This window comes from Halorubrum pallidum (genome assembly GCF_055380345.1).
The window spans coordinates 102,104-115,832 of the sequence record NZ_AP043945.1; the positions used below are offsets into that span (position 1 = coordinate 102,104).

Consider the following 13,729-nt stretch of genomic DNA (forward strand, 5'->3'; position numbering starts at 1 on the left):
GAAAGCGTTATACGGTACACGGACGCGACTGTGTGTATGAGTGTCGAGTTGCCGTTCGCGCCGGTCGACGGGATCATCCGGCGGAACGCGGGGGAACTCCGCGTCAGCGCGGACGCCGCCGAAGAACTGGCTCGGCGGATCCAGTCACACGGCGCGGATCTGGCGATCGACGCGGCCGAACGCGCAACCGAGGACGGACGGAAGACGCTGATGGCGTCTGATTTCGGGGTCGAACAGGTGATCGACCGCGAGGCCCTCACGCTGCCGGTCGCGCCCATCGATCGGATCGCGCGGCTCCGCATCGACGACCGGTACCGCGTCGGCGTGGACGCGAGGATCGCGTTGGCCGACATCCTGGAGGACTACGCCGACAACGTCGCGAGCGCGGCCGCCACGCTCGCGCGCCACGCCGACAGACGGACCGTACAGGCCGAGGACATCGAGACGTACTTCGCGCTGTTCGAGTAGATGCGGTTCGGCTACAGCGAGCGGTGTCTCGAACACGACACAGGTGAGAGACACCCCGAGAACCCGGACCGGCTCCGCGCGATCCGCCGAGGACTGGCGAAGCGACACGGCGTCGAGTACGTTGACGCCGAGCCGGCGGCCCGCGAGGACGTGGTCGCCGTACACGACGAGGAGTACGTCGACGAGCTTGAGGCGTTCCTCGACGACGGCGGGGGGAGCTGGGACCCGGACACCGTCGCGAGCGAGGGGACGTGGGACGCCGCGCTCACCTCGGCCGGGCTCGCACAGTGGGCGGCACAGGTGGCGCTCGACGGCGCGAGCGACCGGGACACACCGTTCGCGATCGGCCGACCACCGGGACATCACGCGGTCATCGACGACGCGATGGGATTTTGTTTTTTCAACAACGCCGCCGTCGCGGCCCAGACGGTCCTCGACGAGGGGGTCGCAGACCGCGTCGCCATCTTCGACTGGGACGTCCACCACGGCAACGGCACGCAGGACATCTTCTACGACCGGGGCGACGTGCTCTACGCGTCGATCCACGAGGACGGGCTCTACCCCGACACCGGGGCGCTCGAAGAGACCGGAGAGGGAGACGGCGAGGCCGCGACGGTGAACCTCCCGCTCGCCGCCGGCGCTGGCGACGCCGACTACTGTTACGCCATCGACGAGGCGATCGCGCCGGCGCTGGACCGGTTCGATCCGGATCTCGTAATCGTCTCGGCGGGGTTCGACGCGCACCGCCACGACCCGATCTCGCGGATGCGCGTCTCCTCTGAGGGGTACGCGCTGATGACTGACCGGATCCGATCGATCGCCGACGACGTCGGAGCCGCTGACGCCTACGTGCTGGAAGGGGGATACGGACTCGACACCCTCGCGGAAGGAGTTTCGATGGTCCACGAGACGTACGACGGACGGACCCCCGTCGACGGCGACGACGAGCCCGACGAGAAGACGGAGTCGATCGTCGCGGAGTCGCGGTCGCTGCTGGGTCTGTAGTAGTCTTCACCGCCCGAGCGGGGCGTGTAATTGTTCCGCCCGTTGTACTCGCTACATCCCCAGATACAGACTTGTCAAACGGTTCGTCGACGCCGGACTCGCTCGTCGCTAGCGCTCTTCGCTCATAGTCGGCGTCGACAGGAACGCCCGGAGCGGGATTTGAACCCGCGTCACGACCGTGACAGGGTCGTATGATGGGCCACTACACCATCCGGGCAAACAGGCGACAGCGCCCCGAAACGGGGGACGCCCGGAGCGGGATTTGAACCCGCGTCACGACCGTGACAGGGTCGTATGATGGGCCACTACACCATCCGGGCTTGTCGCACTCACTCGTATCCCTGTCTGGCAAATAAGGCTTGTCATCGGCGGCGGGGGTGGGGACAGGTGACAGGGAGACCGCGGCACGGCCGCAGGCGGGTGCACTCGTTTCCACGGGATCGACTCACGGGATCGACTGAGTGGGCGGGGCGAACGGGACACACCGCTCGGCGGTACCCTTTTGTGTGCGTCCCGCATGTGTTGGGGTATCGCACGCCCCGCGTCGTCGTGAGCCGCGCACGGCGGAGACGCTTGGCAAGCCTTATGACGTTGGCGCATATATCAAACTGTAGTATCTCGTGATAGCTTCTCTCAATAACCACCACCCATGGTAGACGTAAGCCAACACGAACTCGTCCCGGACCACGTCCTTCTCGACGCCGACGAGATCGACGAGGTTCTGGCGGAGTACGATGTGAAGAGAACGGAACTCCCGAAGATCAAACGCACGGATCCCGCGCTCCCCGACGAGGCCGAGGTCGGCGACGTGGTGAAGATCACACGAAACTCTCGCACGACCGAGGAAGCGGTCGTGTACCGATTAGTCGTCTCATGAACAGGCAAGACCGACGCGTGGTGTCACGCGAGTATTTCTCGGACGAACGGCTGGCCGAACACCACTTCCGATCGTTCAACAACTTCCTCGACCGCGGCATGCAGGAAGTCGTCGACGAGAAAGAGCGGATCGAGACCGACATCGGCGACAAGGAGGGTCAAGAGCCCGTCTACGTCGAACTCGGCGACGTGCGAATGGTCACTCCGCGCGTCCGCGAGGCCGACGGCTCCGAAGAACTGCTGTACCCCCAAGAGGCTCGGCTCAGGAACATCACCTACTCCGCGCCCGTCTTCATGGAGATGTCCATCGTGCGCGGCGGCGAGGACGAACCGGAGCAGGTCGTCGATACGACGGAGACCAAGGTCGGCCGGATGCCGATCATGGTCGGCTCCGAGAAGTGCAACATGGCGGGCTTCTCCGACGAGGAACTCATCGACATCGGCGAAGACCCCGTCGACCCCGGCGGCTACTTCATCGTCAACGGCTCCGAGCGCGTGCTGATGACCTCGGAGGACCTCGCACCGAACAAGATTCTCGCCGAGTACGACTCGAAGTACGGCGATGAAATCCAAGTCGCGAAGACGTTCTCCCAGCGCCGCGGGTACCGCGCGCTAGTCCTCTGTGAGCGCAACCGCGAAGGGCTGCTCGAAGTGTCGTTCCCGTCCGTCTCGGGCTCTATCGACTTCGTCACTCTCGTACGCGCGCTCGGACTCGAATCGGACGAGGAGATCGTCCACCGCGTGAGCGACGATCCGGAGATCGTGAAGTTCATGCTGGAGAACTTAGAGGAGGCCTCGGTCCAGACGACCGAGGAAGCCATCGAGACGCTCGGCGAGCGCGTCGCCAGCGGTCAGGGGAAAAACTACCAGCTCAAGCGGGCGAACTACGTCATCGACCGCTACCTTCTCCCGCACCTCCACGAGGAGGGCGTCGACGAGGAGGACGTGCGGATCAACAAGGCGTACTACCTCTGTCGGATGGCCGAAGCGTGCTTCGAGCTCGCCTTGGATCGCCGAGAGGCCGACGACAAGGACCACTACTCGAACAAGCGGCTGAAGGTCTCCGGCGACCTGATGCGCGACCTGTTCCGCACCGCCCTGAACAAGCTGGCGCGCGACGTGAAATACCAGCTCGAACGGGCCAACATGCGGAACCGGCAGCTCACGGTGAACACCGTCGTCCGCTCGGACGTGCTGACCGAGCGACTCGAACACCCGATCGCGACGGGGAACTGGGTCGGCGGTCGGTCCGGCGTCTCCCAGCTCGTCGATCGAACCGACTACATGGGGGTGCTCTCGCACCTGCGCCGCCTGCGGTCGCCGCTGTCGCGGTCGCAGCCGCACTTCAAGGCACGAGACCTCCACGCGACCCAGTGGGGTCGCATCTGTCCCTCCGAAACGCCGGAGGGACCGAACTGCGGGCTCGTGAAGAACTTCGCGCAGGCGATGGAACTCTCACAGACCGTCGAGGACGAACAGGGGCTGAAACGAGAACTGGCGTCGATGGGTGTCGAGGGGATCCCCGGCATCGAGGGCGTCGAACGACAGACGGCGGACGACTAACATGGCTCAGGCAGAACGCGAAGCGAAAGTGTACGTCAACGGGAGTCTCGTGGGGACGCACGCGGACCCGGAGGCACTCGCCGAACAGATTCGCGAGGCCCGCCGACGCGGCGACGTCTCGGAGATGGTGAACGTCTCGGTCAAAGAGCGCACCCAAGAAGTGATCGTCAACGCGGACGCTGGACGCGCCCGCCGACCGCTGATCGTCGTCGAGAACGGCGAGCCGCTCTTGGGCGACGAGGAGATCGACGCGCTGGAACGCGGCGACGTCGAGTTCGAAGACCTCGTCGACCGAGGCTACGTCGAGTTCATCGACGCCGAAGAGGAGGAAGACATCCTCGTCGCCGTCGACGAGGAGGACGTGACCGACGACCACACGCACCTCGAGATCGACCCGCAGCTCGTCTTCGGTATCGGTGCGGGGATGATCCCGTACCCCGAGCACAACGCGAGTCCGCGCATCACAATGGGTGCGGGGATGATGAAGCAGTCGCTCGGACTCCCGTCGGCGAACTACCGGATCCGGCCAGACACCCGCCAACACCTGCTGCACTACCCGCAGCTGGCGATGGTGAAGACGCAGACCTCGGACCAGATCAGCTTCGACAAGCGACCGGCGGCGCAGAACTTCGTCGTCGCCGTGATGAGCTACGAGGGGTTCAACATCGAGGACGCGCTGGTGATGAACCAGGGCTCCGTGGACCGCGCGCTGATGCGGTCGCACTTCTTCCGGACCTACGAGGGCGAAGAGCGGCGGTACCCCGGCGGTCAGGAGGACCGATTCGAGATCCCAGACCAAGACGTCCGCGGCGCGCGCGGTGAGGACGCGTACACGCACCTCGACGAGGACGGCCTCGTCAACCCGGAGACGAAAGTCGACGAGTCCTCGGTGCTTTTAGGTAAGACGAGCCCGCCGCGCTTCCTCGAAGAGCCGGACGACATGGGCGGTCTCTCGCCGCAGAAGCGTCGAGAGACCTCGGTCACGATGCGGTCGGGCGAGGACGGTGTCGTCGACACCGTCACGCTGATGGAGGGCGAAGACGGGTCGAAGCTCTCGAAGGTGAAGGTGCGCGACCAGCGCGTCCCCGAACTGGGCGACAAGTTCGCGTCCCGACACGGTCAGAAGGGTGTCGTCGGCCACCTCGCACCGCAGGAGGACATGCCCTTCACCGAGGAGGGGGTCGTTCCTGACCTCGTCATGAATCCGCACGCGCTCCCGTCGCGGATGACGGTCGGCCACGTGCTGGAGATGCTCGGCGGAAAGGTCGGTTCGCTGCGCGGATCGCGCGTCGACGGGACTCCGTTCCAAGGCGAAGACGAGGAGGAACTCCGCGGCGGACTCGAAGAGCACGGGTTCAAGTCCTCCGGTAAGGAGGTCATGTACTCCGGCGTCACAGGCGAGAAGATCGAGGCGGAGATCTTCGTCGGGACGATCTTCTACCACAAGCTGTACCACATGGTGTCGAACAAGCTCCACGCTCGCTCGCGCGGGCCGGTTCAGGTGCTCACGCGCCAGCCCACCGAGGGACGCGCCCGCGAGGGCGGACTCCGAGTGGGAGAGATGGAGCGCGACACGATCATCGGCCACGGCGCGTCGATGGTGCTCAACGAACGGCTCTTGGAATCGTCGGACGCGGAGACGGTTCACGTCTCCGCCGAGACCGGGCTCGTCGCCGTCGAGGACCGCGAGCAGCGCCGGGTGTACGACCCGGTCACGGGCGACGAGGACGACATCCACGAGCTGGAAGTGAGCTACGCGTTCAAGTTGCTCCTCGACGAGATGATCGCCTTAGGCATCCGACCGAAACTCGAACTGGAGGACGCGATTTAAATGTCAATGCAAACACCGAAAGTGCTCGGCGGCATCGACTTCGGCCTGATGGACCCGGAGACGTACCGGGACATGTCCGCGACGAAGGTGATCACGGCCGACACGTACGACGACGACGGTTACCCGATCGACATGGGGCTGATGGACCCGCGACTGGGCGTCATCGATCCCGGTCTGGAGTGTCGGACCTGCGGCTCTCACTCGGGGTCCTGTAACGGCCACTTCGGTCACATCGAACTGGCGGCTCCCGTCATTCACGTGGGCTTCACGAAGCTCATCCGGCGGCTGCTCCGCTCGACGTGCCGCGAGTGCGGACAGCTGGCCTTGGACGAGGCCCAGCGGGACGAGTTCCGCGACCGGTACGAGCGCGCGAAGGAACTCGGCGACGACGAACACGACGTGCTGAAGGCCGCGGTCCGGCAGGCGCGGAAGGCGTCGACCTGTCCGTTCTGCGGCGAGCCGCAGGCGGACATCAAACACGAGAAGCCGACTACGTACTACGAGGTACAAGACGTGCTCTCGGGCGAGTATTCGGAGCGAATCGCGGCCGCGATGCAGCCCGACGAAGAGGCGGACGATCCCGGTACCTCGCCGCAGGAACTCGCCGAGGAGACGGACATCGCCTTAGATCGGATCAACGAGATCATGGCCGGTGAGTTCCGTCCCCGCAAGGAGGACCGCCGCGCTATCGAGAAGGCGCTCGACATCGATCTCACCGAAGAGGACATGAACAAGCTGATGCCTTCGGACATCCGCGACTGGTTCGAGGACATCCCGGACGAGGACCTCGAAGTCCTCGGTATCGACTCCGAGCACTCCCGCCCGGAGTGGATGATCCTGACGGTCCTTCCGGTCCCGCCGGTCACCACCCGTCCGTCCATCACGCTCGACAACGGCCAGCGCTCAGAGGACGACCTCACCCACAAGCTCGTCGACATCATCCGCATCAACCAGCGGTTCATGGAGAACCGCGAGGCGGGCGCGCCACAGCTCATTATCGAGGACCTCTGGGAGCTGTTACAGTACCACGTCACCACGTTCGTCGACAACGAGATCAGCGGGACGCCGCCGGCGCGACACCGCTCCGGCCGTCCTCTCAAGACCCTCAGTCAGCGGCTGAAGGGGAAGGAGGGTCGCTTCCGCGGATCGCTGTCCGGCAAGCGCGTCAACTTCTCCGCCCGGACCGTCATCTCGCCGGACCCGACGCTCTCACTGAACGAGGTCGGCGTCCCGGATCGGGTCGCAAAGGAGATGACCCAGACGCTCAACGTCACCGAGCGCAACGTCGAGGAGGCACGTCAGTACGTCCGGAACGGACCGGAGGCGCACCCCGGCGCGAACTACGTGCGCCGACCCGACGGTCGCCGCCTGAAGGTGACCGAGAAGAACTGCGAGGAACTCGCGGAGAAGGTGGAGGCCGACTGGGAGGTGAACCGCCACCTCGTGGACGGCGACATCGTGATATTCAACCGGCAGCCGTCGCTCCACCGGATGTCCATCATGGCCCACGAGGTCGTGGTGATGCCGTACAAGACGTTCCGTCTCAACACCGTCGTCTGTCCGCCGTACAACGCCGACTTCGACGGCGACGAGATGAACATGCACGCGCTCCAGAACGAGGAGGCGCGCGCGGAAGCGCGCGTGTTGATGCGCGTTCAAGAGCAGATCCTCTCGCCCCGGTTCGGCGGGAACATCATCGGCGCGATCCAAGACCACATCTCCGGGACGTACCTGCTCACCCACACGAACCCCGAGTTCACGGAGACGCAGGCGCTCGACCTGCTTCGCGCCACGCGGGTCGACGAGCTGCCCGAAGCCGACGGCGTCGACGACGACGGCAACGAGTTCTGGACGGGCCGGACGCTGTTCTCCGAGCTGCTTCCGGAGGACCTATCGCTGCACTTCTCCTCGTCGACCGGCGACGAGGTCATCATCGAGAACGGCCAGCTGATCGAGGGGACGATCGACGAGGACGCCGTCGGGGCGTTCGGCGGCGAGGTCGTCGACACCCTCACTAAGGAGTACGGCGAGACGCGCTCGCGCGTGTTTATCAACGAAATCGCGTCGCTCGCGATGCGTGCGATAATGCACTTCGGCTTCTCGATCGGGATCGACGACGAGTCGATTCCGCCGGAGGCCGAAGAGCAGGTCGACGACGCGATCGAGAGCGCCTACGACCGCGTCCAAGAGCTGATCTCGACGTACGAGGCCGGCGAGCTGGAGTCGCTGCCGGGCCGCGGCGTCGACGAGACGCTTGAGATGAAGATCATGCAGACGCTCGGGAAGGCCCGAGACTCGGCCGGTGAGATCGCCGACCAGCACTTCGGCGACGACAACCCGGCGGTCGTGATGGCCCGATCCGGGGCGCGTGGCTCGATGCTGAACCTGACGCAGATGGCCGGCTCCGTCGGTCAACAGGCGGTCCGCGGCGAGCGGATCAACCGCGGCTACGAGGACCGGACGCTCTCACACTACAAGGAGAACGACCTCTCTGCGGAGGCGCACGGCTTCGTGGAGAACTCCTACCGCGGCGGGCTCACCCCCGAGGAGTTCTTCTTCCACGCGATGGGCGGCCGCGAGGGGCTCGTCGACACGGCAGTCCGGACCTCGAAGTCCGGCTACCTCCAGCGCCGGCTCATCAACGCGCTCTCGGAACTCGAGGCGCAGTACGACGGCACGGTCCGGGACACCTCGGGTCGGATCGTCCAGTTCGAGTTCGGCGAGGACGGCACCTCGCCGGTGAAGGTCTCCTCCGGCGAGGGCGACGGCATCGACGTCGACGGGATCGTCGATCGCGTCGTCGACGCGGAGTTCGACTCCGACGACGAGAAAGAGCGGTTCCTCGGCGAGCGCGCGCCGCCGACGAACCTCTCGGAGCACGCGGGTCCCGGCCTGAACAAGGCCGCGGGCACGGAGGTGGAGTCCGATGACTGAGTCGGACCACGTCACCGACGACATGGAGGCGGTCGTGGAGGCGACCGAGCTTCCGCCCCGCCTCAAAGACGAGGTGTACGAGGCGATACACCGGAAGGCCGAGGAGACCGGCGAGGTCACCATCGAGCAGGCCACCGACATCGCGACGGGCGTCGAGAACCGCTACCTCGAGACGCGGGTCGATCCCCTCGACCCCGTCGGCACCGTCTCCGCGCAGTCGATCGGCGAGCCCGGAACACAGATGACGATGAACACGTTCCACTACGCCGGCGTCGCGGAGATCGACGTCACCCAAGGGCTCCCCCGGCTCATCGAGCTGGTGGACGCCCGGAAGACGCCGGACACGCCGATGATGACGGTCCACCTAGAAGGCGAGTACGCGACGGACCGACAGAAGGCCCACGAGGTCGTCTGGTCGATCGAGGCAACCAGAATCCTCGCTCTCGGCGACGTGTCGACGAACGTCGCCGACATGCTGGTCCGGATAGACCTGAACGACGATACCCTCTTGGAGCGGTGGCCGACCCACTCGGACCCCGCCGAAGTCGCGGAGATCATCGCGGAGACGATCGAGGACTCGCTCGGCGTCGACACCCGGCAATCGGGCACGGTGATCGAGTTCGGTCCGAACGAGCCGAGCTACCGGGAGCTTCTCCAGCTCGTCGAGCAGCTCCGCGACATCGTGTTCAAGGGGATAGAAGAGATCGAGCGCGTCGTCATTCGCAAAGAGGAGATCGACGGAGAAGAGGAATTCGTTCTCTACACCGAGGGATCGGCGTTCGGCGACACGCTCTCGATCGAGGGCGTCGACGCCTCGCGCACGACGTGTAACAACATCCACGAGGTGTACCGGAACCTCGGCGTCGAGGCGGCCCGCGAGACGATCATCGACGAGACCAAGAACACGCTCGAAGAGCAGGGGCTCGACGACGTGAACGTCCGGCACCTCATGCTCGTCGCTGACATCATGACGAACAACGGCGAGATCGAGTCGATCGGCCGTCACGGTATCTCCGGGTCGAAGGACTCGGTGCTCGCGCGCGCGGCATTCGAGGTAACGGTCAACCACCTGCTCGACGCCGCGGTCCACGGCGAGTACGACGAGCTCGATGGGGTCATAGAGAACGTCATCGCGGGCAAGCCGATCTCGCTCGGCACCGGTGACGTCGACCTCCGGATGGGCTCGCGAGTCGTCGGCGACGATTGATGTACGTCGAGCTCTCCGACGAGGCGCGACGCTACATCGGTCGGTTCGACGAACTAACCGGGGTCGCACCGACGGACTGCCTCGTGGAGGGCGATCGGCTCGTGTTCCTCGTGCCGGCCGGCGAGATGGCATCGGCGATCGGACAGGCCGGCGAGACCGTCGAGGAGGCCGAACGACGACTCGACCTCTCGATCGAGCTGATCGAAGACGCCGACACGCCGGAGGCGTTCGTCGCGAACGCCCTCTCGCCGGCGGCGGTGAACGCGGTGACGATCTCCGAACAAAACGATCGGGTCGCGTACGTCGAGGTGCGGGACGCGGACCGCGGGGTCGCCATCGGCGCGGACGGCAGCAACATCGAGACGGCGCGACGACTGGCGAAACGCCATCACGACATCGACGACATCCAGTTGACCTGACGGGCGATCCGGGACGGAAACGACGGGTTCTCACCGCCGCTTATCCGCTCAGCGTTTCTGTGCGGCCGTCCTTCGATCGTGAAACTGCCTCAGATCCGACGAGAGGTACCGTTCGAGCGATCTGCGGGCGTTTCTCTGGTCCGAAAGACGACGCTTAAGTAGCTCCGTTCGGAAGTAGGCGTACGATGGCGAACGGCAAGTACGCGGCCCGTAAGCTCAAACAGGACCGGCAGAAGCGCCGCTGGTCCGACTCCGAGTACGCTCGGCGCGAGCGCGGGCTCAAAAAGAAGTCCGACCCCCTCGAAGGTGCCCCGCAGGCTCGCGGGATCGTACTGGAGAAGGTCGGAATCGAGGCAAAGCAGCCGAATTCGGCGATCCGAAAGTGCGTCCGCGTCCAGCTCATCAAGAACGGGAAGCAGGTCACCGCGTTCTGTCCCGGTGACGGTGCCATCTCGTTCATCGACGAGCACGACGAGGTCACGATCGCCGGGATCGGCGGGGCCAAAGGTCGCGCGATGGGCGACCTCTCCGGCGTCAACTACAAAGTCGAGAAGGTCAACGGCGTCTCCATGATCGAACTGGTGCGCGGCAACGCGGAGAAACCCGTCCGATGAGCGGAGAGGAGTCCGAGGCGGCGTCCGCGGAGGACGTTGCCGCCGACGAGCCGGACCCGGACGCGCCCGCGTCGAGCGAGGCTGCGAACGAGAACGCGAAGCTGTTCGGCGTGTGGGACGTCACCGAGATCGCCTACGACGACCCCTCTACGAAGCGGTACATGACCGTGACCCCAATCGCACACACCATGGGTCGTCACGCGTCCAAGCAGTTCAAGAAGTCGGAGATCTCCTTAGTCGAGCGGATGATCAACCGCCTGATGCAGACCGATGAGAACACGGGCAAGAAACAGCAGGCGACCCGGATCGTCCGCGACGCCTTCGACATCGTCCACGAGCGAACCGAAGAGAATCCGGTCCAGATCCTCGTGAGCGCCGTCGAGAACGCCGCACCCCGCGAAGAGACCGTCCGCCTGAAGTACGGCGGTATCTCCGTCCCGAAGGCGGTCGACGTCGCACCGCAGCGCCGCGTCGACCAGGCTCTGTTGTTCATCTCCGACGGCGTCGCTAACGCGACGTACAAGTCGAGCACCTCCGCCGCCGACGCGCTCGCGAACGAGCTTATCACCGCCGCCGACTACGACGCCGAGCGCTCCTACTCCATCTCGCAGAAAGAAGAACGCGAACGCGTCGCCGCTGCGGCCCGCTAACGCCGGTTCGAACGTCGAACCGACGGGACGCGTTTTTCCGACCGACCTGTTTCGACGAGCGGTAGCAGCGGCGATCACGGCCGTCGATCGCCGGGAGCGACGCTCACCGTCGTGTGGACGCGGGAAAGAGAAAAACGGAAAGAGCTGCTGGGTCCGCGAACTCAGTCGTCGGCCGGAGCAGCGCCGGAGCCGTCGTCGGCGTGCTGCTGTTTGACCCACGAGAGCTTGCCGCCGGCGGCGAGGATCTCTCGCTCGCGTTCGGAGGCGTCGAGTTCGGCGGTGAACTCCCAGTCGTCGTTCACGCGCGCGGTGAACTCCGTCTGGCCGGAGTTGACGCCCGCGGGCACGTCGTCGACGATCTCGATGTCGTCGCCCTGATCGATCTGCTCGTACGTCTCCGCGTCGATCGCGAGCGGGACGATACCGAAGTTGAACAGGTTCGCCTTGTGGATGCGGGCGAAGCTCTGCGCGAAGACCGCCTCGATGCCGAGGTACATCGGACAGAGGGCGGCGTGTTCACGCGAGGAGCCCTGTCCGTAGTTCTCGCCGGCGACGAGGACGCCGCCGTCGGCGTCGAGCGCGCGCTGCGCGAACGTGTCGTCGACGCGCGAGAGCGTGAACTCGGAGAGCTTCTCGATGTTGGAACGGAACTTCAGGATGTCCGCCGTCGCCGGGATGATGTGGTCGGTGGTGATGTTGTCCTCCATCTTGAGGAGGGCCTCGCCGCCGTCCACGTCGATCCCGTCTTTGAGCGGCACGTCGCCGATGTTCGGTCCCTTGACGAGGCCGTCGTCGATCGCCTCGTCGGGCGAGATGATGTCGGAGTCGTCCTGACCCATGCCGGGACCGTACTTCGTTCCCATCTCCAGGCCGGGCGCTTCGAGGTCGCCGAGGTCGTCGGCCAGATCGCGCGGGTCGACGATTTCTCCCGTGATGGCCGCCGCGGTGGCGACCTCGGGCGAACAGAGGAACACGGAGTCGTCTTCAATGCCCGAGCGACCCTCGAAGTTGCGGTTGAAGGTGCGCAGCGAGACGGAGTCGGAGGCGGGCACGTGGCCGATACCGATACACGCACCACACGTCGCCTCGGAGAAGTTGACGCCGGCTGCCATCATCTCCGCGGTCCAGCCCTCGCGGGCCAGCATCTCGGAGGCCTGCTTGGAGCCGGGCGCAACGATCATCTCGGTCTGTTTGGCGACCTCGCGGCCCTCCAGCATCTTCGCGCTGGGGAGGATGTCCTCGTAGGCGCCGTTCGTACAGGAGCCGACGATGACCTGCTCGACGTCGGTGCCCTCGTACTCGCTGACGGGCGCGACGTTGTCGGGCATCGACGGCGCGGCCACGAGCGGTTCGAGTTCGGTGAGGTCGACCTCGATCGTCTCGGCGTACTCCGCGTCGTCGTCGGGCTGGAGGTCGACGTACTCCTCTTCGCGGTCCTGGCGCGCGAGCCAGTCTTTCGTCTTCTCGTCGGTGGCGAAGATCGAGGAGGTCGCGCCGAGTTCCGTGCCGAGGTTCGTGATCGTCGTCCGCTCGGGAATGGTGAGGTTCTCAGCACCGGGGCCGGTGTACTCGAAGATCTTGCCGACGCCGCCCTTGACGGTCAGTTCGCCGAGCAGATGGAGCGCGATATCTTTCGCGGTCGCCCACTCGGGCAGTTCGCCTTCGAGGTGAACGTTGACGACCTCGGGCATCTCGACGTAGTACGGGCCACCGCCCATCGCGACGGCGATGTCGAGCCCGCCCGCGCCGATCGCGAGCTGACCGAGCCCGCCAGGCGTCGGCGTGTGCGAGTCGGAGCCGAGCAGCGTCTTGCCGGGGGCGGCGAAGTTCTCCTTGTGGACCTGGTGACAGATCCCGTTGCCGGGCCGGGAGAAGTACGCGCCGTAGGTGCCGGCCGCAGAGCGGAGGAAGCGGTGGTCGTCGGTGTTCTTGAAGTCGAACTGGTACGTCTGGTGGTCGCAGTACTGCGCGGCGAGTTCCGTCTGGACCTCGTCCATCTCCAGTGCCTCGAACTGGAGCCACACCATCGTACCCGTGGTGTCTTGGGTCAGCACTTGGTCGATGTCGATGCCGATCTCCTCGCCGGGCGTCAGCTCGCCCTCGACGAGATGGTCATCGAGGATCTTCTCGGTAATCGTTTGTCCCATATCATCCTGAGTTGG

General features: G+C 65.4%; 11 protein-coding genes and 2 tRNA genes. 10 read left to right on the plus strand and 3 right to left on the minus strand.

The genetic code is table 11. The annotated features are described in order from the left end of the window. The first annotated feature begins 36 nt into the window (after window positions 1-36). Window positions 37-468 carry a histone gene (locus ACZ45C_RS02110; RefSeq protein ID WP_460561712.1) on the plus strand — a complete coding sequence of 144 codons (432 nt, stop codon included), beginning with the start codon at window positions 37-39 and terminating at the stop codon, window positions 466-468. Continuing rightward, a complete protein-coding gene (locus tag ACZ45C_RS02115) occupies window positions 469-1,473 on the plus strand; it encodes a histone deacetylase family protein (RefSeq protein WP_460561714.1) in 1,005 nt (334 codons plus the stop codon). It begins immediately after the preceding gene. A 144-nt stretch (window positions 1,474-1,617) separates the two neighbouring features. On the opposite strand, the gene ACZ45C_RS02120 is transcribed toward ACZ45C_RS02115, so the two are convergent. Both ACZ45C_RS02120 and ACZ45C_RS02125 read right to left on the minus strand, forming a co-directional pair. Then, window positions 1,618-1,690: transfer RNA gene (locus ACZ45C_RS02120), tRNA-Asp, on the minus strand. 30 nt (window positions 1,691-1,720) lie between these two features. After that, window positions 1,721-1,793: transfer RNA gene (locus ACZ45C_RS02125), tRNA-Asp, on the minus strand. 329 nt (window positions 1,794-2,122) lie between these two features. Between ACZ45C_RS02125 and ACZ45C_RS02130 the strand changes: the two genes are divergently transcribed. The 8 genes from ACZ45C_RS02130 (at window position 2,123) to ACZ45C_RS02165 (ending at window position 11,567) form a co-directional block, all read left to right on the plus strand. Beyond that, window positions 2,123-2,350, plus strand: coding sequence for a DNA-directed RNA polymerase subunit H (locus tag ACZ45C_RS02130; RefSeq protein ID WP_137783077.1), 228 nt, complete (start codon window positions 2,123-2,125; stop codon window positions 2,348-2,350). Further along, the gene (locus tag ACZ45C_RS02135) at window positions 2,347-3,912 is read left to right on the plus strand and encodes a DNA-directed RNA polymerase subunit B'' (protein ID WP_460561716.1); all 1,566 of its coding nucleotides are present in this window, start codon (window positions 2,347-2,349) and stop codon (window positions 3,910-3,912) included. The genes ACZ45C_RS02130 and ACZ45C_RS02135 overlap by 4 nt, the downstream gene beginning before the upstream one ends. A 1-nt stretch (window position 3,913) precedes the next feature. Then, complete coding sequence (rpoB, locus tag ACZ45C_RS02140; protein WP_460561718.1) at window positions 3,914-5,743, plus strand: DNA-directed RNA polymerase subunit B; 1,830 nt, start codon at window positions 3,914-3,916, stop codon at window positions 5,741-5,743. A gap of 6 nt (window positions 5,744-5,749) precedes the next feature. Beyond that, entirely contained in the window at window positions 5,750-8,677 is a 2,928-nt protein-coding gene (locus ACZ45C_RS02145) for a DNA-directed RNA polymerase subunit A' (protein WP_460561720.1), read from the plus strand. Then, entirely contained in the window at window positions 8,670-9,884 is a 1,215-nt protein-coding gene (gene rpoA2 / locus ACZ45C_RS02150) for a DNA-directed RNA polymerase subunit A'' (protein ID WP_460561722.1), read from the plus strand. Before ACZ45C_RS02145 ends, rpoA2 begins: the two co-directional genes overlap by 8 nt. Beyond that, window positions 9,884-10,303, plus strand: coding sequence for a NusA-like transcription termination signal-binding factor (locus ACZ45C_RS02155; RefSeq protein WP_460561724.1), 420 nt, complete (start codon window positions 9,884-9,886; stop codon window positions 10,301-10,303). Before rpoA2 ends, ACZ45C_RS02155 begins: the two co-directional genes overlap by 1 nt. Before the next feature lie 185 nt (window positions 10,304-10,488). After that, the gene (locus ACZ45C_RS02160) at window positions 10,489-10,917 is read left to right on the plus strand and encodes a 30S ribosomal protein S12 (protein WP_004048726.1); all 429 of its coding nucleotides are present in this window, start codon (window positions 10,489-10,491) and stop codon (window positions 10,915-10,917) included. After that, window positions 10,914-11,567 (plus strand): 30S ribosomal protein S7, encoded by a 654-nt coding sequence (locus ACZ45C_RS02165; RefSeq protein WP_460561726.1) that lies wholly within the window; start codon window positions 10,914-10,916, stop codon window positions 11,565-11,567. The genes ACZ45C_RS02160 and ACZ45C_RS02165 overlap by 4 nt, the downstream gene beginning before the upstream one ends. Window positions 11,568-11,728: 161 nt before the next feature. Here ACZ45C_RS02165 and ACZ45C_RS02170 read toward each other — a convergent pair whose 3' ends face one another. Further along, complete coding sequence (locus tag ACZ45C_RS02170; RefSeq protein ID WP_460561728.1) at window positions 11,729-13,714, minus strand: aconitate hydratase; 1,986 nt, start codon at window positions 13,712-13,714, stop codon at window positions 11,729-11,731. Window positions 13,715-13,729 lie beyond the last annotated feature (15 nt).